Below are 20,153 nucleotides of genomic sequence, written 5' to 3'. Positions count from 1 at the left end.
GTCGCTTCGTCTGATCACCGTGCCCGCCTCGCCACAGCGCGGCCTGCGATCCTGCCGGAATAGATACACGGGCCGAACATCGTGCCTTCCAGCGCGGCCTGCCCATTCAGGTGACCACCAGCCATACCCGCCACCTCACCAGCGGCATACAGGCCCTTGATCGGCTCACCGGAGGAGTCGAGCACCTCGCACTCCAGTCCTGTGCGCACCCCGCCCAGGTTCTTCTGCGCCATCGGGAAGAGCTGGATAGCGACCAGCTTCCCGTTCACTTCTTCGAGGCCGGCCAGCGGACGGCCGGTCAGGGGATCCTTTGCGGCCCCGGAACGCACGGCGGCATTGAAGTCGTCGAGTGCCTGTATCACGGCATGCGTCGGCAGGCCGGCCGCACGGGCCAGCGCAACTGGATCGTCCCCGGTGCGTACGTGCTTCGAGTTCGCCCAGAAGTGCTCCATCGCGGATGGGTGGGGGCCTGCCGGGGTTCCGTAGTATTCGTTGTCGATCAGCATGACGTGTTGAGCCTCCGATGCGGCGAAGACCATCCACGCAGTGCTTCCGGGCTGGGAGAGAAGGGCTTTGGTGCCGGAGTAGCCACCTCGCAGGAACTCGTTGTGGAACCTGCGGCCTTCCGTGTTGAGCCAGATCTCGGTGCTGACACCACGGAAGCGGATGCCCAGGCCACGGGCTCCCGAAGGGTCCGTGGGATCGGGTGTGCCGTAGGGGTAGACCCACAGGTGGTCGAGGTGGGTGAACTGGGCATCGCAGGCCGCGAGCAGGTCGTGTCCCAGGCCGATCGCCGTGGGAGAGCCGCCAGCAAGAACTCGGGGGAGTTCGCGCAGTTGCGGGGCGTGCTTGAGGACCTGATCGATGTTGCCGATGAAGCCGCCGGTGCATACTGCGACGGCGCTGGCGTCCAGGATCTCCTCGTGGCCGGCCGTGCTGGTGCGTACCCCTGTGATGCGCCCGGCCGAGTGGAGCAGTTCGTTGACCGTCACGCCGGTGCGGATGGCAACGCCGAGCTCCTCGGCGCGTGCCTGCACAACGTCGATGATTCGACGGCCCCAGCCGACGGGCAGGTGCCATCGGGGCACAGTGTTGCCCTCCGGCTGGTCCAGCGCGTTCCATTGGATGCCGAGGTCCGCGCACCATTGGTAGACGTCGCGGGCGCTGTCGGTGACGTAGCGGCGTGCCCATTCCAGGTCTGCGGTCGGACCGCCCATGAGCTTCCAGTCGGCCAGGGCCAGTTCGACGTTATCGTCGATGCCCTGCTCCCGCTGCAGCGGCGTATCTACCAGGAAGCAAGCGGCGCCACTCATAGCCGAAGCGCCGCCTACTGTCTCGGCGGCCTCCAAGACCTGGACGCTGAGCCCTGCTTCGGCAGCCTCGACCGCGGCGGACAGGCCGGCGATACCACTGCCGATCACGACGAGGTCGGCGGTTCGCTCAGAAAGCTGACGGGTGTTCACTGCTGTGCCTCCGTGATGGTGGTTCGGTTGATCTCCTGGACGGAACTGCATCCGGTCATCCCCATGCACGACTCCAGTTGGCGCCGCAGGAAGTCGAGGACATCGCGTACGCCTTCTGCGCCGTTGGCTGCCAGTCCCCAAAGAATGGGCCTGCCGACGAGCACCGCCCGGGCGCCGAGTGCGAGGGCGATCAAAACGTCACGTCCGTGCCGGATCCCTCCGTCGACGAGGATCTCGGGCGCATGAGAGCGGGTGTTCAGCGCGTTGACGACCTCGGTGAGACACGCAGCCGTCGGTCGACCGTGGTCCACGGCGCGGCCTCCGTGGTTGGAAACGATGACCGCGTCGACACCGCAGTCAGCCGCCTTGATCGCGTCCTCGGCTGTGGTGATGCCCTTGATGACCAGCGGAAGCTCAGTGACGTCCCGCAGCCAGTCGAGGTCCTTCCATGTGACCCGGGCGTCGTGGTCCCACTCGCCGCCGGTCACATGGGCGCTACGGTCCAGCACGTACAGCGGCGGTCCGCCTGGAAGGTTGCCGACCGCATGCCGCATCCGTTCACCGAGCAGGGGCCGCACGGGGAGGTCTGCCGTCAGGCACAATGCCTCGGCACCGTGCTCGGCAGCACGGGCAAGGATCTCGCGGAGCGCTCCGCGGTCCCGGCGCCAGTAGAACTGGAACCACGTCGGCCCGCCTACTGCAAACACGTCCTCCATTGGCGTGCCCGTCCCGGAACTGAGCACCATGGTGGTACCGAAGGAGGCGGCTCCCTCCGCCGTGGCAACCTCGCCGCGCGGGTGGGCGAGGGTGTGCAGGCCGGACGGTGCCACGAGTACCGGAGCGGACAGCGTTCGCCCAAGCACGCTGACGGCAGTGTCAATGTTCGAAACATCCACGAGAACTCGTGTACGAAGCACCCAGTTCAGCCAGGCGCTCTGGTTGCGGACGACGGTGGCGTTGGTTCCGGCGCCATCCTGAATCATGGTTCGCACCGGCTCTGACCAGGTCTTTTCAGCCCATTCACTGAGGGGGCCGAGGTCGGTCATCGAGCCCGTAGCCGGGGGCGTACAGGGGTGCGGTGCTGGGTCGTGTTGTGCCATACGATGAGAGTAAGCAGATATATCTAGAAAATACCATTGACATGGCTCAGAAATCTGATGACCATCTCAGCATTCGATCCCGGCTGACATGCAAGAGGTCCTCATGGCCAAGCACATTCGATCAGCTTCCTTCCTCGCCGCACTCACCACAGGAGCGCTCGCCCTCCTCGCAGGTTGCGGATCGGGGTCGGCATCTGACAGCGGTTCGTCGACTGCCGACGCAGGCGTCACGGCGGTGAAGGTGGGCACGTCGCCCACTCTGACAAATGCCTCGCTCTATCTCGCAATGGAGAACGGCACTTTCAAGAAGCACAAGCTCAAGGCCACGCCTCAGGTAGTCACGTCAGGTGCTCAGGCTCTTCCGCTCCTGCTCAACGGGCAGATCCAGTTCACGGCCGCGGACCCCATGGGTGCTATTAAGGCGCTCAAGGAGAAGATGCCCATCAAGATCATCGGACAGGGCAGTGTGAACACCGATGACCCGGCCAAGGACTCGACGGTGCTGGTCGTGGGCGACGACAAGCTCAAGGCCCCCAAGGACCTCTCTGGCAAGACCGTTGCGGTCAACGCCTTGGGCGGTCTGGCCCAGGTGGCCGCCCAGTCCGCGATCGACATGAAGGGCGGCAAGTCGAGCGACGTGAAGTTCGTCGAGATGTCCTTCCCGCAGATGATCGCCGCGGTCCAAAGCGGAAAGGTGGACGGCGCCGTTCTCAATGAGCCGTTCGTCTCCCAGGCGCGTTCCGAGGGGCTCAAGGACCTCATGCCGGTGATGTCCACTTCGATTCCGACGGTTCCCAATATCGTCTACCTGACGTCCGAGAGCTATGCGAAGAGCCACCCGGAAGTCGTGAAGGAATTCGCGAATTCGTTGGACGCGGCAAATGCCGCCCTGAGCACGGACCCGGAGAAGATTCGGCAGGTGGCCGAGAAGTCCACCGAGACGAAGCCCGACGTTCTCGCCAAGATCATTCTGCCGACGTTCCCGGCCAAGTCGCTTGACCAGCAGCCTCTGCAGAACCTTCAGGAGTTGATGGTCAAGTACGACATCCTCGACGCCCCGATCGATCTGGCCCCGCACTTCCTGGCCGCCTCGTCATGAGTGTCGTCACCGACAAGCCTCAGCTCGCCGTCCGCGAAACCGCACGGGGCAACGGGAGAATCTCCCGCCCGCGGACGGCGCTGCTGGGCGCTCGCCTGCTCTGTATCGTCCTGACCCTCGGCGTGTGGCAGCTTCTCGTCACTGTCGGCGCGCTCCCTGACTCAGCCATCGCGGCCCCCTGGGACATCGCCGGCGCACTCGCAACGATGGTTACCGGTGACGTCCTGTGGGTGGCCATGGGGAACACCGCCTCGTCCTGGGCCATCGGCTTGGGCATCTCGCTGGCGGTGGCGATCCCCCTGGGCTTGTTGCTCGGCGCGAGCGGACTGCTCTACCGCATGTCCCGCTTCACGATCGACTTCCTCCGTTCTATTCCCCCCATCGCCCTTATCCCGCTTGCACTCCTGGAGTACGGCGCGACGGCGAAGATGACCCTTGTCCTGGTGATCTTCGGATCGCTGTGGCCCGTGCTCCTGCAGAGCATGTACGGGATGCACCAGCTTGACCCCACCCTCCGCGACATGGCCAAGACCTACGGCATACGACGCAAGCACTACGTATGGTTCGTCGTCCTGCCGAGTGCGGCCCCCTTCGTCGCCACCGGAGTCAGGGTCGCGGCCACAATCAGCCTGCTGCTGACCATTGCGGCTCAGCTCATCGGTGGAGCGCCGGGACTGGGTGCATGGATGACCACCTACGAACAGGGCGGTGACGTCCCCAACATGTGGGCCATCGTCGTCGTCATCGGGCTCCTCGGCATTCTGCTCAACCGAGGGTTGCTCGCACTGGAGAGGAGGGCACTGCGATGGCACTCGGCGTACCGACCCAACGCGGCGCAATAAGAAAGGCCACACGCACCTTCCGGCCCTTGCGCCTGGCCGTCAACACGGGTCTGGAACTTGTGCTACCCGTGGTCGCTGTCGCGGCCTGGTGGATGTTCAGCGCAGGCAGCACCTCCGCCTACTTCCCGCCGCTCTCCGACAGCGTCTCGGCTCTGCGACGTGTCTGGCTGTTCTCCAACTTCATGTCCGACGCCGTCCCCAGCCTGCTCCACCTGGCAGCGGGCCTCAGCATCGCCTTGGTCATCGGGGTGACGGTCGGGCTCCTGCTCGGACTCGTCCCCTTCCTTGCGGACGCCTTCTCACCAGTCCTTGAGTTCGCGCGCGCCACGCCGGGCGTCGCCCTCGTGCCCGCTGCGCTGCTGCTGTTTGGCATCGGAACCGAGATGCAGATCAGCTTGATCGCCTACGGCACCGTGTGGCCCATTCTCCTCAACACCATCGACGGGGTCCGCTCGGTCGACACCGTGGTGGGCGACGTGGTCACCAGTTACCGGCTGCGGCGGGGTGACCGCGTGTTGCGCGTGGTCCTTCCGGCGGCCAGCCCTCAGATTGTCGCCGGCGTCCGCACCGCCCTGTCGATCGGCATCACCGTCATCGTCTTCGCCGAGATGGCGGGATCCACGAACGGCATCGGCTTCCGCATCCTCCAGGCGCAACGCCAGTTCGCGATCGCTGACATGTGGGCCGGAATGCTGTTCCTCGGCATCGTCGGCTACCTCGTCAACATCGCCTTCCGGAGTGTGGAGAGTTACCTGCTGCGCTGGCACCGAGGCATGCAGAGGATGGAGCAGCGATGAATTCCGCAGGTACGACCCGTCCCCGGCCTGCTGCCCGCACGCAGGCAGAAACCCCGGATGAACTGGAGAAGGCAGGAATGACAGGCTCGACGGCGTATGACGCCCAGGAGGCGACCGTGAACTCCAGCACCGCCGACCCGTCTGTGGTGCTGCGCGTCCAGGGTCTGAAGAAGTCCTACTCTCAAAAACCGGTGCTCGGTGGGATCGACGCCGAAGTGCGAAGCGGTGAGTTTGTCTGCATCGTCGGACCATCCGGCGCAGGAAAGACCACGCTACTGCGGTGTCTCGGCGGGCTGATGGCCCCCACGGAGGGAGCCGTCTACATGGACGGCGTTCTGGTGACACAGCCTCCGGAGAAACTCGCTGTGGTGTTCCAGGACTACAGCCGATCCCTGATGCCCTGGATGAGCGTGCTGAGCAACGTCACCTTGCCGCTGCGCTCGCGCGGAATGTCACGCACCGAACGCCACGAAGCCGGCCTGGCCGCCTTGGCCGGCGTGGGGCTGGAAGGCTGCGAGCAGCAGTACCCGTGGCAATTGTCGGGCGGCATGCAGCAACGTGTGGCGATCGCCCGCGCATTGGCCTACCAGCCCCAAGCGCTGCTGATGGACGAACCTTTCGCCTCCGTCGATGCCCAGACCCGCGCGGACCTGGAGGACCTGATCCTCCGCGTACGCCAGGAGTTCGGTGTGACCGTGGTGCTCGTAACCCACGACATCGATGAGGCCGTCTATCTCGCCGACCGCGTGCTGGTCCTCTCTGGCCGGCCCACCACTGTGCGCGCTGTCGTGGACGTACCTCTCCCGTCCGAGCGGGACCAACTGCACACCAAGTCTCTGCCGGAGTTCGGAGAGCTGCGTGGCCAGGTCCTGAAGCTCATCCAAGAGGCCTGACGGCCCTCCTGCCGAAGGCGCTGGCTGGCGGACCGGCCTTCCACTAGAAGTTCAAACCACGCCGCCGAGCCAACGCACAGGGCTGGCCCGTGCTGCGTCTATACGAGTCCGGCGCCGCACGCCGGACTCTGTGGCGTGCCCCCGGGAAGGGGCTGCGGCACCCCCCGGTCGCCAGGCAGTTTTCGCGGTTCATGCCACAAGGGCAGTGGACGCGAAACGGCCGGAATCCCGGCCGTGTCCGTGTGGCGTGCCAGAGGACTGCGGCGTGGTTCGGATCACGCGCAATCACACCTTGCCTCCCGACCGAACATTCGGTTACCGTGCCGGAAGTCAAGTTGCGCAGATGTGCGCCGTGCACGGCGGAAGCAATCCGCACCCCGAAGGCCCGCCGAGCCTCCTGCCGTGACCACCCCGCAAGACCGGCGCCGACCGCGTCGTCTGCGGGACGCCGGAACACTGATCGTGACGGCGCCGAACTGCTCATCTCCGCCTTCGTCACCATCCGGGCCGCCGCCCTCGAGCATCCGCGGTCCGGTCACTGCCAAGGAGCCAGCCGATGCCTGACGAGGTCTATCTCATCGACGGAGCCCGCACTCCGCAAGGACGCTACGGCGGTGCCCTGGCCTCCGTACGTCCCGACGACCTTGCTGCCCTTGTGGTCGGCGAGGCCGTGCGCCGCGCCGGTATCGCACCGGCGGCCGTCGACGAGGTCATCCTGGGTGCCGCGAACCAGGCCGGCGAGGACAACCGGGATGTGGCGCGCATGGCCGTACTTCTTGCTGGGCTTCCCCACACGGTTCCCGGCTACACCGTCAATCGGCTGTGCGCCTCGGGCCTGACGGCTGTCGCTTCCGCCGCCCAGGCCATCCGCGCCGGCGAAGCCGAGATCGTCGTTGCGGGCGGCGCGGAGTCCATGACACGCGCCCCCTGGGTGATGGAGAAGCCCGGAACGCCCTGGGCCAAGCCGGGTGAGGTGCATGACACCTCGCTGGGCTGGCGCTTCACCAATCCGCGCTTTGCCGCAGCCGACCGTGCTGTGCCCGCTGGGGCTGGACCGGAGACCACCAAGATCACCCTGTCCATGGGCGAGACCGCCGAGGAGATCGCGGCACTTGATGGCATTACTCGTGCCGAGTCCGACACCTTCGCTCTGCGCAGCCACCAGCGCGCCATCGGCGCCCAGGAGGCAGGGCACTTCGACCGCGAGATCGTCCCCGTGCCGGTCAAGAACGGAGAGGTGACGCGAGACGAGGGGCCGCGGCTGTCCACCTCGCTGGAGAAGCTCGGTGCATTGCGCACCATTTTCCGCAAGGACGGCATTGTCACCGCGGGCTCCGCCTCACCGCTGTCCGACGGGGCGGCTGCGCTCGTCGTGGCCAGCGCAGCCGCGGTCGATCGATACGGACTGCAGCCGCGAGCCCGGATCGTCACCTCAGCCTCTGCCGGCGTCCAGCCCAACGTGATGGGCCTGGGACCCGTGCCAGCGACCGAAAAGGCCCTCGCCCGGGCCGGATGGCAGGCAAGCGACCTCGACGCCATCGAGCTCAACGAAGCATTCGCCGCGCAGGCCCTGGCGGTCATCCGCCGTCTCAAGCTTGATGACGAGAAGGTCAACGCCGACGGCGGCGCCATCGCTCTGGGCCACCCGCTCGGCTGCTCGGGCGCCCGCATCCTGCTCACCTTGCTGGGCCGCCTGGAGCGGGAGGGCGCCAGCCGGGGCCTTGCGACTCTGTGTGTGGGCGTCGGGCAGGGAGTCGCCATGCTGGTCGAACGGGTGTAGTTGAGATGGCCTACGAAACCCTCCTGGTCGAAGAGCGTGACGACCGAGTCGTCGTCACCCTCCACCGGCCCGAAGCCCGCAATGCGATCAGCGGACAGATGATCCAGGAACTGCACGAGGTGTGCGCGGACCTGGAACGCCGCCCGAAGCTGCTGCTGCTGACCGGACACGGCCGTGTCTTCGCCGGCGGCGCGGACATCGCCGAACTGCTCGAGCGAGGCCGTGATGAGGCCCTCCAGGGCATCAACAGCCGCTTGTTCGAGCGCGTGCGGCGCCTGCCTATGCCGACCCTCGCTGCGGTCGACGGCTGGGCCCTGGGCGGAGGCGCAGAACTGGCCTACGCCTGTGATCTGCGTATCGCCGCACCCGACGCCGTCTTCGGCAACCCGGAGCCTGGCCTGGGCATCCTGGCCGCAGCCGGCGCCTGCTGGCGCCTGCCCGAGCTGGTCGGTGAATCGATAGCCAAACAGGTACTCCTCGCCGGCCGCACCCTTGATGCGGCAGCGGCCCAGGCGGCAGGCCTTGTCATCGACGTCGTAGCGACCGACGACCTCATGCAGCAAGCCCACGCGCTGCTCGACCGCATGGCACGCTCATCCGCGACGGCACTGCGCCTGACCAAGCTGGTAGTCGACTCACCCGGTGCGCATCCCGTCGCCGACGACCTCGCGCAGGCCGTGCTGTTCGAAGGCCAGGACAAGAAGGACCGTATGACGCGCTTCCTTGAGAAGAGGACCCGGGCATGACCACAGCACCCGCAGTCGTCGGAGTGATCGGCGGCGGCCGGATGGGCGCAGGCATTGCGCAGTCCTTCGCCACCGCCGGCTCCACCGTGACCGTCGTGGAGAGCAACGCCGAGGCGGCCGCCGCAGCACTCGACCGTGTTGCCACCGGCCTGAAGCGAGCCGCCGAGCGAGGGCATCTGGCCGAGCCTGCGGAACAGATCCTCGCCCGCGTCTCCACCACGCGATCCGTCGACGACCTTCCCTCAGGCGCCGACCTTGTTGTCGAGGCCGTTTTCGAAGACGCCGCGCTCAAGGCCAGTCTCCTGGCAGCCGCGGAGCGGGCCGTCGGCGACACGACAGTACTGGCGAGCAACACCAGTTCGCTGTCGGTCACGGAGCTGGCTGCCGCGCTCAGCAAGCCCAGCCGCTTCATCGGCATGCACTTTTTCAACCCCGTGCCTGCCTCCGAGCTGGTCGAGATCGTCCTCGCGCCCGAGACCAACCGCGACACCGTGAGCGCAGCCCTCGACTGGACACGCAGCCTCGACAAGCAGGACGTGGTGGTGAAGGACTCACCCGGCTTCGCCAGCAGCCGCCTGGGCGTGGCCCTCGGCCTCGAGGCGATCCGCATGGTCGAGGAAGGCGTTGCGGAACCGGAAGCGATCGACGACGCGATGCGCCTGGGCTACAAGCACCCCATGGGCCCGCTGCGTCTGACCGACCTCGTCGGCCTCGATGTCCGACTCGCCATCGCCGAGCACCTGCACGCCACCTTGGGCGAGCGCTTCGCGCCGCCCCAGCTTCTCAGGGACAAGGTGGCCCGCGGCGAGCTGGGGCGCAAGACAGGAAAGGGGTTCCACACATGGAAGTGAGCCGCGCCGAAAAGACCACAACCGGCACGGGGACGGACGCACAGGACCACGGCGTCGGCTATCGGCTCGAGGGTGCCGTGGCCGTCATCGAGCTGAGCAGGCCCGCTGCTGGCAATGCCCTCGACGTCGTTCTCCGTCACGGCCTTCTAGGCGCCCTGCGTCGAGCACGCGCCGACCACCAGAACGTGCGGGCCGTCCTGCTCACAGGCCGTGGCCGTCATTTCTGCGTAGGGCAGGACCTCAAGGAGCACGCCCGCGCCCTGGAGATCAGCCCCACGTACGCCTTCTCCATCGTGCGTGAGGAGTACAACCCTCTCGTGGAAGCACTGCACGACCTTCCGCAGCCTGTCGTTGCGGCCGTCGAAGGTGCATGTGTCGGAGCCGGCCTGGGCCTGGCCCTTGCTGCCGACCTGCGCGTGGCCGGGCAGAGTGCTCGGTTCTCGACTGCCTTCACCGGCATCGGTCTCGCTGCGGACAGTGGTCTCAGCGGCGCACTCGCACACACTGTGGGCCGCTCCCGGGCGGCGGCTCTGATGCTGCTCGGTGACCGCTTCGACCCCGAGGCGGCACGGCAGTGGGGTCTCGTCCACCAGGTGGTGCCCGATGGGACGGCATCCGTCGAAGGGCTGGCACTCGCCCAGCGACTTGCCGTCGGCCCGACTGCTGCCTACGCCGAGGTCAAGGCCCTTCTGCGGGACACGAACCCCACGGATGTGGCCGGCACGCTGGAGCGTGAGGCATCGGCGCAGGAGCGGCTGGGCAGGACGGCGGACCACCGCAACGCGGTCGAGGCCTTCCTTTCGGGGCAGCGCCCTGAGTTCGAAGGGAGCTGACGGAGCTGTCGCAAAGTGCTCCGAGCGCCGTATCATATAAAGAACCGAACGAACGGTCGGTAGGGGAGATGGATATGAACGAGGAACAGCCCGCCTCCGCGGGAGGCGTCCAACCCGAACTTGAAGGTCATTTCGAGGCCACCATCGCGCGCGACCAGCGAATCGAACCGCGTGACTGGATGCCCGAGGGCTATCGCAAGACGCTCATCAGGCAAGTTGCGCAGCACGCGCACTCAGAGATCATCGGCATGCAGCCGGAGGGTGAGTGGATCACCCGAGCTCCGTCTCTGCGGCGCAAGGCAATCCTCTTCGCCAAGGTGCAGGACGAGGCCGGGCACGGCCTTTACCTGTACTCGGCGGCCGAGACCCTGGGTGCCGACCGTGCGGACCTGACCGAGCGGCTGATCGAGGGGCGTCAGAAGTATTCGTCCATCTTCAACTACCCCACCCCCACGTTCGCGGATGTCGGAGTGATCGGCTGGTTCGTGGACGGTGCTGCGATCTGCAACCAGGTGCCGCTGTGTCGCAGCTCCTATGGGCCCTACGCCCGCGCCATGGTCCGCATTTGCAAGGAAGAATCCTTCCACCAGCGGCAGGGCTACGAGCTGCTGATGACGATGATGCGTGGCACCGAGGCCCAGCGCGCCATGGTCCAGGACGCGGTCGACCGCTGGTGGTGGCCTTCGCTGATGATGTTCGGGCCGCCCGACGACAATTCGCCGAACTCGGCGGCCTCCATGGCCTGGAAGATCAAGCGGCACAGCAACGACGAACTACGCCAGCGCTTCGTCGACATGACCGTTCCGCAGGCGCAGAAGCTCGGCGTCAGCCTGCCCGATCCTGAGCTGCGCTGGAACGAGGAGCGCGGCCACCACGACTTCGGCACCCCTGACTGGGACGAGCTGATGCGCGTCATCAAGGGCGACGGTCCCTGCAACGCACAGCGCGTCGAGCGGCGCCGCATCGCTCACGAGGACGGTGCCTGGGTGCGGGATGCAGCGCGCGCCCATGCGGCGAAGCAGGCCAAGCGTGCACAGGAAGGAACTGCAGCATGAGCGAGACGGAAAAGGCCGGCCAGGGCTGGCAGTTGTACGAGGTGTTCGTACGCGGCAAGCGCGGGCTTAACCACGTGCACGTCGGTTCCCTGCACGCCGCCGACGACCGCATGGCGCTGAGCCACGCCCGGGACCTCTACACCCGGCGCAACGAGGGCGTGAGTATCTGGGCGGTGCGTTCGGAGCACATCGCGGCCTCGACCCGTGACGAGAAGGATCCCTTCTTCGAGCCGAGCGCTGACAAGGTCTACCGCCACCCCACCTTCTATGACATCCCCGACGATGTCCCGCACATCTAGGAGCAGGGCATGAGCGACGACCATGTCTACATGACCCTCGCCGAGGGACACGACGACAGCGACGCCCGCTGGGCGTTCGGCACCGGTTTCGAGGACCCGCTGCACGGCGTCGACACCTCGGTGCCCGCCGGCGTCGACCGGGAGGCGCTGGCCGCATGCTGTCTTGCGCTCGGCGACGACGCCTTGGTCTCCGCGCAGCGCCTGGCGGAGTGGACCACCCGCGCGCCCGAGCTGGAAGAGGAGGTCGCCCTCGCCAACATCGGCCTCGACCTGCTCGGCCAGGCCCGGCTGTTGTATGCGCGTGTCGGCCAGGTTGACGGCACCGGCCGCACCGAGGACGCCTACGCCTACTTCCGTGATGCTGCGGACTTCCGCAACGTCCGCCTGGCCGAGCTTCCCAACGGCGACTTCGCGTTCAGCGTGGTCCGGCTCCTGGTGCTGTCGAGCTGGCGGCTGGCGCACTTCGAGCGCCTGACCGCCGCCGCGGACCCAGTGCTCGCCGCCATCGCCGCCAAGGGCGTCAAGGAACTTGCCTACCACCGGCAGTGGGCCGCCGAGTGGGCGGTGCGCCTGGGCGACGGCACCGAGGAGTCACACCGGCGTATGCAGATAGCGATGTCGGGGGCGGCGCCCTACCTCAGTGAGCTGTTCGCGGTTCACGATGCGCGCGACGAGGTCGTCGCCGTGCTCAAGCAGGTGTGTGAGACGGCCGGTCTGGGCTTGCCCATGATCGGGCCACTGCCGGGCAGTGGCGTAACCAGGGCCCATACGAAGCACCTGGCGCCGCTGTTGGAGGAGTTGCAGTCGTTGGCACGGGCGCATCCGGACGCGACATGGTGACCACACTGGCGGACGCACGGCGTGCGCGAGAGATCGCCGAGCAGGTGACGGACCCCGAACTGCCCATGCTGACCCTGGCAGACCTCGGAGTGCTGCGTGGCGTGGAGACGGACGCCGATGGAACCGTCGTCGCGCGCCTGACCCCGACTTACTCGGGCTGCCCAGCAATGGCTGAGATGCGTGCTGCGGTGTCCGCGAGACTGCGTGCCGCCGGGTACGCGCGGGTGGAGGTCCGCACCGTCCTCGACCCGCCTTGGACCACGGACTGGATTACCCCCGAGGGCCGCCGCAAGCTCGCCGAGCACGGCATCGCCCCGCCCGCCCCCGCCCCCCGGCGGGCACCCGGCCCGGTGCCGCTGGTGCTGTCGCCCACGCGGCATCAGGCTCTGTGCCCGCAGTGCGGCTCGGCGGACACAGAGGAGACCTCCCGGTTCGGCGCCACCTCGTGCAAGGCACTCTGGCGCTGCCGCGCCTGCCGCGAGCCGTTCGAATACGTCAAGGAGATCTGATGGCAGACCTGCTGATCCCTGCCCCGGCCCGGGCATCCCGGCGCCGGCCTGCTTTCCACCCACTACGGGTGGCCTCGATCCAGCGACTGTGCGACGACGCGGTCGCCGTCGCCTTCGACATTCCGGACGAGCTGGCTGAGGACTTCGCCTTTGCTCCGGGGCAGTCGCTCACCCTACGCCGACAGATCGACGGCCGGGACGAACGCCGCTCCTACTCCATCTGCTCTGCCGTCGGCGCCCGGCCGCGCATCGGCGTACGCGAGGTGGCCGGCGGGCTGTTCTCCTCCTGGCTGGTCCGCGAGGTCAAGACCGGTGACGTCATCGACGTCATGACGCCGGCCGGCCTGTTCACCCCGGACCTGAGCGAGCCCGGCCACCACGTGCTGATCGCGGCCGGCTCCGGCATCACCCCGATGCTGTCGATCGCCGAGTCCGTTCTCGCCTCCGACGACCGCTCCCACGTCACCCTCTTCTACGGCAACCGCCGCACCGACTCCGTGATGTTCGCGGACGAGCTGGCCGATTTGAAGGATTTGCACCCTACCCGTCTCCAGCTCGCCCATGTGCTGTCGCGTGAACCCCGCGAGGCCGAGGTGCTCTCCGGCCGTCTCGACGCCGACCGGCTCACCGACCTCATCGGAAATCTGGTCGCCGTGGACAGCGCCGACCACTGGTGGCTGTGCGGGCCGCACGGCATGGTCCGTGACGCCCGCAAGGTACTGGGTGGCCTCGGTGTCCGTGACGAGCGCATCCATCAGGAGCTGTTCTTCGCCGACGACGAACCGGTACGCGAGGTGCGCCACCAGGACGCCGTCGTCGACGGACCGGTCAGTCAAGTCACCATCACACTTGACGGACGTACCTCCACCAGCGCGCTCTCTCGTGAGGAGTCGATTCTCGACGGTGCCCAGAAGACCCGCCCGGATCTGCCCTTCGCGTGCAAGGGCGGCGTCTGCGGAACCTGCCGCGCCCTGGTCGCTGAGGGCGAGGGCGACATGCGCCGTAACTACGCTCTTGAGGCCGCCGAGGTGGATGCAGGCTACGTGCTGACCTGCCAGACCTACCCGGTGTCCGAGACCATGACCGTCGATTTCGACAGCTGAGGAGCCCATGAACCCCCGCCTCGACGTTGCGGACGGCGTCGGCACCTTGCGCTTGGACCGCCCGCCCATGAACGCGTTGGATACCGACATCCAGAATCGCCTGAAGGATCTGGCCGAGGAAGCGACCGCCCGGGACGACGTCCGGGTGGTGATCATCTACGGCGGCGAGAAGGTGTTTGCAGCGGGCGCGGACATCAAGGAGATGCAGCACATGGACCATACGGCCATGGTCCTGCGCTCCCGTGCCCTTCAAGACTGCTTCACGGCGGTTGCCCGCATCCCGAAGCCTGTCGTTGCCGCGATCACCGGCTACGCCCTCGGCGGGGGCTGCGAACTGGCACTGTGCGCCGACTACCGCATCGCCGGAGAGAGCGCCAGACTGGGCCAGCCGGAGATCCTCCTGGGCCTCATCCCCGGCGCCGGCGGCACACAGCGACTGCCCAGGCTGGTAGGCCCCTCCAAGGCCAAGGACATCATTTTCACCGGACGCCAGGTCAAGGCTAGCGAGGCACTCACCATCGGGCTCGTGGACCGTGTTGTCCCGGACGACGAGGTGTACACCGAAGCCCACCTTTGGGCATTGACACTGACGCGCGGCCCTGCACTCGCGCTGCGCGCCGCAAAGGAATCGGTCGACACCGGTGTGGAGACGGACATCAACACCGGCCTAGCCGTGGAACGCAACTGGTTTGCCGGTCTCTTCGCCACCGAAGACCGCGAGCGAGGCATGCACAGCTTCGTCGCCGAGGGGCCCGGGAAGGCCAAATTCCGCTAGACGCGGGCGTTGTGTGAGCCAGGGGCAGAAGCCTGCCTGACGGGCAGACTGCCTGCTCACACAATGCGCTGCAACTCCAGCCATGTTCACGGCTTGTTCAGCCCGCGGCAGCCCGCTCGATCTCCTCCCACGCGGCCTCCGGCAAATCACGGTCGGCCCAACGTGCGGCCGAGGACGCTTCATCGGGTGAGCGAAACCCTGCGACAACGCAAGCTACCTCGGGGCTCCGCAGCGGAAAGCGAATGGCCGCATGCGGTAGGACGCTGCCATGCCGGGCCGTGGCATCAGCAAGGAGCTGGACTCGGCGCATCACGGCGTCGGGAGCTGGACCGTAGTCAAATGTCGCACCGCGCACGGGATACGGGCGGCTGAGCACTCCCGAGTTGAATGGAGCGCCGGCGATCAGCGACACACCCTGGGCCGCGCACGCGTCCAGCAGCGGCCGGGCGGTGCGGTCAAGCAGGGTCCACCGACCCGCCACCATCACGGCATCAACATCCGCCTCGTCCACCACACGAAGCAACGGGCCGACCGTATTCGTTCCGACCCCGACAGCCCCGATGACGCCTTCCTCCCTCAAGGAGACGAGGGCGGGCAGCGCGTGACGCAGAGCCGTGTCCAGGTGCTCGTCAGGATCATGAACGTAGACGAGATCTACGCGATCCAGGCCGAGACGGGCCAGACTCCCCTCCAGACAGCGCAGCACACCGTCGCTGGAGAAATCGAAGCGGCGCGTGAGGTCGTCCGGAACGGCGAAACCGCCGGCGGCCAGATCTGACCCGGTGGGCGCCCTATTGGGTTCCAGAAGACGACCGACCTTGGTCGAGATGGTGAACTGCTCCCTTGGTCGTTGGGCGAGGGCGACCCCGAGCCGACGTTCCGACAGACCAAGGCCGTAATGGGGAGCAGTGTCAAAGTAGCGGATCCCGGCGTCCCATGCCGCGTCGACAGTGGCGTGAGCCTGGCCATCGTCGATGGGAGTGAAGAGATTACCCAAGGGCGCGGCGCCGAAGCCCAGTGCACTGACATGGACGCCGGTGCGGCCGATGCGCTGGCTGATCATGAGGTGATGCCGTACCAGCGGGCGGCGGTGTTCCCGAAGACTGACGCCTGCTCGGCGGGACTCAGTTGCGCCATCAACGCTTCGGCGACGGACAGGACCTCGTCGTAGCCGGCCGCGAGCAGGCAGACTGGCCAGTCCGAGCCATACATCAGACGGTCTGGTCCCAGAGCGGACAACAGAACGTCCGCATACGGGCGCAGCGCGGGCACTGCGGGATACCGCGTCCGCGTAATGAGACCGGAGAGCTTCACGGCGACGTTGTCGCAGGAGGCGAGCTCCCTTATCGGGGCGTTCCATGCCGACATACCGTCAGCACCGATCACGGGATTGCCGGCGTGGTCCAGTACGAAGCGGACCTCCGGCAAAGCCTGCACTGCTCGTACAGCAGCGGGCAACTGGTCAGGCCGCACAAGCAGGTCATAGACGAGTCCTGCTTCGGACGCGGCCCGCAGACCTCGATGGACCTGGGGCCGGTCGAGCCACTCGGGATCACTTTCATCCTGGACGCCGTGCCGGATGCCCACGAGGCTCGCACCTCCGGGCGCCGAACGAAGTTGTGCCAGCCGGTCCTTGAGGGCGGGGTCGGTGAGGTCGGCCCATCCCACGACCGCTGCCACGTGCGGATCGGTTTCCGCCAGAGCGAGCAGCTCGGGTGTCTCCTCCGGCACGGGGATTGTCTGCACGACGACGGTGGCGTCGATGCGATGGGCGCGGAGAACCGGGCGCAGATCGTCGGCGGAGAAGGTCCGGCGCAAAACGGGCAGGTCGTGGGTCCAGGGCTGGTCGCGGACTGAGAGATCCCAAAGATGATGATGGGCGTCGATGCGCACGTACTGGTCCTCAAGATGCGGTTGGCGGAGCGGTGCGGCCGCAACGGCGCAGGTGGGCGCGCCGTTTGCCGTAGCGGCTGTCATGCCTGTTGGTGCCGTCGGTCTCAGTCGAGATGGAAGATCTCTTCGGCTGGGGCCCACCACTGGCCGTCGGAGACGGTGTCCAGCGGCTTCTGACATGGGTCAGTCACTTCCCACCATGCGCGCGAGACCGGGTCGGCGGCGATTGCAGCAGTGTCGGCCTCATAGTCGCTGCCTGTGTATTCGAGGTAACTGAAGAGCATCCCGTCGCGCAGGAAGATCGAGTAGTTGCGGATGTGGGCCCGCTTCAGGGAGGCGAGGACGGCGGGCCACGCGGCCGCATGCAGCGCGCGGTACTCCGCCTCCTTCCCGGGCAGCAGACGGATGACAGCGGCATGCCGTTGCACCGGTCAGCTCTCCCTGGGCAGACGCAGGCCGTCCATGCCGCCGTCCACGGCCAGTGACGTTCCCGTCGTGGACCCGGCTGCAGGCGACGCCAGATAGACGATCGCGGAGGCCACCTCCTGGGCGGTGACCAGGCGCCCGTGCGGCTGGCGGGCTGCCAGCGCCGCGAGTTGTGCTGCCGGATCGGCGGCCCGTTCGAGGAGACGGCCGACCCACGGAGTGTCGGCTGTGCCTGGCATGACGGCGTTGACGCGGACGCCGTGCGGCAAGAGATCGGCTGCCATGGCCCGCGTCAGTGACAGCACGGCCCCTTTGCTGGCCGAGTACAGGGCGCGCTGGGGGAGGCCGGCGGTGGCCGCGATGGAGGAGACATTGACGATTGCTGCGTGATCGGAGACGCGCAGAGCGGGCAGCGCGGACCGGGTGACGCGCACCATGCCGACCACGTTGATGTCCAAGACACGGTGCCACTCCTCGTCCTGGTTGTCCTCGACGCCTCCCTGGGCACCAATGCCTGCGTTGTTGATCAGAACGTCCAGTCCACCGAGTGCCCCACAGGCGCGTTGCACCGCCGACGCCACGGCGGTGGCGTCGCCGATGTCGGCCTGGACGTGCGCGGCCAAGCCGGGGACGTCCACCTTGGCGAGATCGAGCACAGCCACCCTGGCACCTTCGGAGATGAGCAGGCGGGCGGTGGCCAGACCGATGCCGGAGGCACCGCCGGTGACCAGGGCGGTGAGCCCCTCGAATGAGCCCACGTCAGGCCTCCTTGAAGGTGTGGCGTTGGTGGCCCAGTCCGTCGATCTCGATGCTCACGACGTCTCCTGCGCGCAGGTACGGGGTGTCCGCTAGCCCCATGGCGACGCCCGCGGGTGTGCCGGTGTTGATGACGTCCCCGGGGCGCAGGACCATGAACTGGCTGACGTAGTAGACGAGTTCGAAGACACCGAAAATCATGTCGGCGGTTGTGCCGTCCTGGCGGACCTCACCGTTGACGGTGAGACGCAGGCGTAAGTCTTGCGGGTCGGGTACCTCGTCGGCGCTCAGCAGCCAGGGCCCGAACGGATTGAACGTCTCGCAGTTCTTGCCCTTGTCCCATTGGCCGCCGCGCTCCAGCTGGAACTCTCGTTCGGAGATGTCGTTGCTGATGGCGTAACCCGCGACGCATGCGGCTGCTGCCTGTGTGTCGGGCAGATAGCGGGCCTCGCGACCGATTACGACGGCGAGTTCGACCTCGTAGTCCGTCTTGACGGAACGGCGGGGAATCAGCACGGGGTCGTCGGGCCCGACCACGGTATCGGAGGCCTTGAGGAAGAGAATCGGCTCCTTCGGAAGCTGTGCGCCGGTCTCCGCAGCGTGGGCCCGGTAGTTCAGTCCGATGCACACAATCTTGCCGACATCGCGCAGCGGCGGGCCGAATCGCTCGGGGTCCGGTACCACCGGCAGGGCGTGTATAGGGACGCCGGCCAGCACCGTGGGAAGCGTGCTCGGCGTCAGATCGTCGACGACGGGACGCAGGTCCCTCCATGCACCGTCCGCGCCGGATATCAGGGGCAACTCGACCCCCGCTGCGCCGTGCCGTGCCAGTCTCATGCGTTATCTCCCACGGAGTGTGACGTCCAGCAGCCGCCGAGGATTGTGATGACGGGTCCTCAGACCCGGTCTTTGGTGGCAGCTGGTGCCGGCGGGCAGTCTGCTGGCGGACGCTTCAGCGTCCCAACCAGCATGAAGGATCTGCTTCATCTGACGAGCAGGACCATAAGGATCTGGTTCATCTGGCGCAAGAGGTGTGCAGATATATCCGGTTCAGCGTGAAGAGGGCCAGTCTGAGTCCGCTTGAAAGAATCCGATCCGCTCCGCACCTTCCCAACGTGTCGACCAAGTGCCATAGTTGCGCCGCCGATGAATCTGATTAATCCGAACGGCGGGAGTGCAGCGCAGTGGCTGAGCCATCACCGATCTCCGACGCAGGGCAGGGCGAGGAGTCTCGTCCCTACCGCCCGGGATACGAACTGGTAGCCGAGCAATTGCTGGACTACATCGCCGAGCAGAGCTTGCGCCCCGGCGACCGCCTCCCCACCGAGCAAGGGCTCGCGCAGATCCTGGGGGCCTCCCGCAATGTGACCCGGGAGGCGGTGAAGGTGCTGGCCGCCATCGGACGCCTCAGCGTGAGACGTGGCGCGGGCATTTTCGTCGCCGAGGCCTCAGGCGGACTGGTCGATGACCAACTGTCGAACTTCCGGCCCACGAGCATGGAAGACGTCCTGATGTTGCTGGACTACCGCTCGGTGATCGAGTCGGAGACGGCCCGCCGGGCCGCCACTCTTGCCACACCTCCTGAAGTGCGCACGATCCGTGACGGCGCCAAGACGTCGCTGACGGCGGCCGCCCAGGACGACGGGCACGCCTTCGCGCGAGCCGACGAAGCCTTCCACGACGCTGTCGGAGCCGCCTCCCACAACGTCTTCCTTCGCTCGAGCGTGGCCGGCGTACGCCGGCTGGCGTCCCAGTCCGATGTCCTGCTCTTCCACGGCGACGCCCCCGGCTCGCTGGAGGTTGCTGCCCGGCAGCACCTCGCCATCGCCGAGGCGGTGGCTGCGGGGGAGGCCGACTTGGCGGCGCAGCTGATGGTCGACCACATCGCCACCACGCAATCTCAGTTCGAACGCAAGATCCGGGATCGGCTGTTCAACCTCCCGGATCGCCCCGCCCCGAGCGCACCGCTGCCGTCCTCAGCGGAGGCCAGAACCGCACCCACCTCGCCGCCGGAAACGTCGGCTTCCTAGACCGGCCCGAAGTTCGTACCGCACGGCACGGACGGCGAGTCGCACCATGGCCCGGGACCCGGC

At 67.1% G+C, this 20,153-nt stretch carries 22 protein-coding genes; 15 read left to right on the top strand and 7 right to left on the bottom strand.

Annotated features, from left to right (window positions below):
- Positions 1 to 14: 14 nt before the first annotated feature.
- The gene (locus ACIQJT_RS35645) at positions 15 to 1,463 is read right to left on the bottom strand and encodes an FAD-dependent oxidoreductase (RefSeq protein ID WP_402649894.1); all 1,449 of its coding nucleotides are present in this window, start codon (positions 1,461 to 1,463) and stop codon (positions 15 to 17) included.
- Complete coding sequence (locus ACIQJT_RS35640) at positions 1,460 to 2,509, bottom strand: alpha-hydroxy-acid oxidizing protein (protein WP_402649893.1); 1,050 nt, start codon at positions 2,507 to 2,509, stop codon at positions 1,460 to 1,462. Before ACIQJT_RS35640 ends, ACIQJT_RS35645 begins: the two co-directional genes overlap by 4 nt.
- A 157-nt stretch (positions 2,510 to 2,666) precedes the next feature.
- On the opposite strand from ACIQJT_RS35640, the gene ACIQJT_RS35635 reads away from it, so the two are divergent.
- The 14 genes from ACIQJT_RS35635 (at position 2,667) to ACIQJT_RS35570 (ending at position 14,985) form a co-directional block, all read left to right on the top strand.
- On the top strand, positions 2,667 to 3,662 hold the full coding sequence (locus ACIQJT_RS35635; protein ID WP_402649892.1) for an ABC transporter substrate-binding protein: 996 nt from the start codon (positions 2,667 to 2,669) through the stop codon (positions 3,660 to 3,662).
- Positions 3,659 to 4,504 carry an ABC transporter permease gene (locus ACIQJT_RS35630; protein WP_402649891.1) on the top strand — a complete coding sequence of 282 codons (846 nt, stop codon included), beginning with the start codon at positions 3,659 to 3,661 and terminating at the stop codon, positions 4,502 to 4,504. Before ACIQJT_RS35635 ends, ACIQJT_RS35630 begins: the two co-directional genes overlap by 4 nt.
- Positions 4,468 to 5,301 (top strand): ABC transporter permease, encoded by an 834-nt coding sequence (locus ACIQJT_RS35625; protein ID WP_402649890.1) that lies wholly within the window; start codon positions 4,468 to 4,470, stop codon positions 5,299 to 5,301. The genes ACIQJT_RS35630 and ACIQJT_RS35625 overlap by 37 nt, the downstream gene beginning before the upstream one ends.
- On the top strand, positions 5,298 to 6,194 hold the full coding sequence (locus ACIQJT_RS35620; RefSeq protein WP_402649889.1) for an ABC transporter ATP-binding protein: 897 nt from the start codon (positions 5,298 to 5,300) through the stop codon (positions 6,192 to 6,194). The genes ACIQJT_RS35625 and ACIQJT_RS35620 overlap by 4 nt, the downstream gene beginning before the upstream one ends.
- A gap of 556 nt (positions 6,195 to 6,750) precedes the next feature.
- The gene (locus ACIQJT_RS35615; RefSeq protein WP_402649888.1) at positions 6,751 to 7,974 is read left to right on the top strand and encodes a thiolase family protein; all 1,224 of its coding nucleotides are present in this window, start codon (positions 6,751 to 6,753) and stop codon (positions 7,972 to 7,974) included.
- A gap of 5 nt (positions 7,975 to 7,979) precedes the next feature.
- Entirely contained in the window at positions 7,980 to 8,720 is a 741-nt protein-coding gene (locus ACIQJT_RS35610) for an enoyl-CoA hydratase/isomerase family protein (RefSeq protein ID WP_402649887.1), read from the top strand.
- Positions 8,717 to 9,571 carry a 3-hydroxyacyl-CoA dehydrogenase family protein gene (locus tag ACIQJT_RS35605; protein WP_402649886.1) on the top strand — a complete coding sequence of 285 codons (855 nt, stop codon included), beginning with the start codon at positions 8,717 to 8,719 and terminating at the stop codon, positions 9,569 to 9,571. The genes ACIQJT_RS35610 and ACIQJT_RS35605 overlap by 4 nt, the downstream gene beginning before the upstream one ends.
- The gene (locus tag ACIQJT_RS35600; protein ID WP_402649885.1) at positions 9,562 to 10,404 is read left to right on the top strand and encodes an enoyl-CoA hydratase/isomerase family protein; all 843 of its coding nucleotides are present in this window, start codon (positions 9,562 to 9,564) and stop codon (positions 10,402 to 10,404) included. Before ACIQJT_RS35605 ends, ACIQJT_RS35600 begins: the two co-directional genes overlap by 10 nt.
- 74 nt (positions 10,405 to 10,478) lie before the next feature.
- On the top strand, positions 10,479 to 11,459 hold the full coding sequence (gene paaA / locus ACIQJT_RS35595) for a 1,2-phenylacetyl-CoA epoxidase subunit PaaA (RefSeq protein WP_402649884.1): 981 nt from the start codon (positions 10,479 to 10,481) through the stop codon (positions 11,457 to 11,459).
- Positions 11,456 to 11,758, top strand: coding sequence for a 1,2-phenylacetyl-CoA epoxidase subunit PaaB (paaB, locus tag ACIQJT_RS35590; protein ID WP_402649883.1), 303 nt, complete (start codon positions 11,456 to 11,458; stop codon positions 11,756 to 11,758). The genes paaA and paaB overlap by 4 nt, the downstream gene beginning before the upstream one ends.
- A 9-nt stretch (positions 11,759 to 11,767) precedes the next feature.
- Positions 11,768 to 12,598 (top strand): 1,2-phenylacetyl-CoA epoxidase subunit PaaC, encoded by an 831-nt coding sequence (gene paaC / locus ACIQJT_RS35585; protein WP_402649882.1) that lies wholly within the window; start codon positions 11,768 to 11,770, stop codon positions 12,596 to 12,598.
- A complete protein-coding gene (gene paaD, locus ACIQJT_RS35580; RefSeq protein ID WP_402649881.1) occupies positions 12,592 to 13,107 on the top strand; it encodes a 1,2-phenylacetyl-CoA epoxidase subunit PaaD in 516 nt (171 codons plus the stop codon). The genes paaC and paaD overlap by 7 nt, the downstream gene beginning before the upstream one ends.
- On the top strand, positions 13,107 to 14,210 hold the full coding sequence (gene paaE, locus ACIQJT_RS35575) for a 1,2-phenylacetyl-CoA epoxidase subunit PaaE (RefSeq protein WP_402649880.1): 1,104 nt from the start codon (positions 13,107 to 13,109) through the stop codon (positions 14,208 to 14,210). Before paaD ends, paaE begins: the two co-directional genes overlap by 1 nt.
- 7 nt (positions 14,211 to 14,217) lie before the next feature.
- The gene (locus tag ACIQJT_RS35570; RefSeq protein ID WP_402649879.1) at positions 14,218 to 14,985 is read left to right on the top strand and encodes an enoyl-CoA hydratase/isomerase family protein; all 768 of its coding nucleotides are present in this window, start codon (positions 14,218 to 14,220) and stop codon (positions 14,983 to 14,985) included.
- A 97-nt stretch (positions 14,986 to 15,082) separates the two neighbouring features.
- On the opposite strand, the gene ACIQJT_RS35565 is transcribed toward ACIQJT_RS35570, so the two are convergent.
- From ACIQJT_RS35565 to ACIQJT_RS35545, 5 genes are all read right to left on the bottom strand, one after another.
- Positions 15,083 to 16,048 carry an aldo/keto reductase gene (locus ACIQJT_RS35565; RefSeq protein WP_402649878.1) on the bottom strand — a complete coding sequence of 322 codons (966 nt, stop codon included), beginning with the start codon at positions 16,046 to 16,048 and terminating at the stop codon, positions 15,083 to 15,085.
- Entirely contained in the window at positions 16,045 to 16,878 is an 834-nt protein-coding gene (locus ACIQJT_RS35560; protein WP_402649877.1) for an amidohydrolase family protein, read from the bottom strand. Before ACIQJT_RS35560 ends, ACIQJT_RS35565 begins: the two co-directional genes overlap by 4 nt.
- A gap of 104 nt (positions 16,879 to 16,982) precedes the next feature.
- On the bottom strand, positions 16,983 to 17,306 hold the full coding sequence (locus ACIQJT_RS35555) for an L-rhamnose mutarotase (RefSeq protein WP_402649876.1): 324 nt from the start codon (positions 17,304 to 17,306) through the stop codon (positions 16,983 to 16,985).
- 3 nt (positions 17,307 to 17,309) lie between these two features.
- The gene (locus ACIQJT_RS35550; protein WP_402649875.1) at positions 17,310 to 18,062 is read right to left on the bottom strand and encodes an SDR family NAD(P)-dependent oxidoreductase; all 753 of its coding nucleotides are present in this window, start codon (positions 18,060 to 18,062) and stop codon (positions 17,310 to 17,312) included.
- Position 18,063: 1 nt separating this feature from the next.
- A complete protein-coding gene (locus ACIQJT_RS35545) occupies positions 18,064 to 18,897 on the bottom strand; it encodes a fumarylacetoacetate hydrolase family protein (RefSeq protein WP_402649874.1) in 834 nt (277 codons plus the stop codon).
- Between the two features lie 347 nt (positions 18,898 to 19,244).
- On the opposite strand from ACIQJT_RS35545, the gene ACIQJT_RS35540 reads away from it, so the two are divergent.
- Positions 19,245 to 20,090: a FadR/GntR family transcriptional regulator gene (locus ACIQJT_RS35540; protein ID WP_402649873.1), complete on the top strand. Its 846-nt coding sequence runs from the start codon at positions 19,245 to 19,247 to the stop codon at positions 20,088 to 20,090.
- Positions 20,091 to 20,153 lie beyond the last annotated feature (63 nt).

This window comes from Streptomyces sp. NPDC091972, from assembly GCF_044756385.1.
Taxonomy (GTDB): domain Bacteria; phylum Actinomycetota; class Actinomycetes; order Streptomycetales; family Streptomycetaceae; genus Streptomyces.
This window is presented reverse-complemented; position numbering and strand designations above follow the sequence as displayed.